Genomic DNA, 382 nt, shown 5'->3' with positions numbered 1-382 from the left:
ATGGCGCCGGCAACGGCATCCATACGATCGCGCGCGGCGCCCTGCCGCTCGTCCTGTTCGATCCGCAACGATACGCCGCGCTCATGGGCAGGCTCGCGACGCCGAGCCTGATCGTCCAGGCGGCAGCTCCCTCGATTGGGGCGCTGCTTCTCGGCGCGGGCGGCGGCAACCTCGTCCTGACGACGCTAGCGGTCGCCGCAACGCTCAATGTGGGGCTCTGTGTCTGCCTGGTGGTGTCTGTGCGCCGGACATAGTCACGCGCAGTCCTTCAGCTCGATCACCTCGACGCCGAGGCGGAAGGCCTGGCCATCGGCATAGGAGCGCGCATATTGCTCGGCTTCGAAGGGGAAGGTCAGCGTGGTGCCGTACGCGGTGACGCGCA

General features: G+C 68.1%; 1 pseudogene. It reads left to right on the top strand.

What is annotated here, in order from left to right:
• Positions 1 to 254 (top strand): annotated as a pseudogene (locus EN818_RS33065) (MFS transporter); the annotation flags it as partial.
• Between the last annotated feature and the right edge of the window lie 128 nt (positions 255 to 382).

It is taken from the genome of Mesorhizobium sp. M3A.F.Ca.ET.175.01.1.1, from assembly GCF_004791945.1.
Classification (GTDB): domain Bacteria; phylum Pseudomonadota; class Alphaproteobacteria; order Rhizobiales; family Rhizobiaceae; genus Mesorhizobium.
Note: the sequence above shows the minus strand (reverse complement) of the source record. Positions and strands in the feature narration are given on the sequence as shown.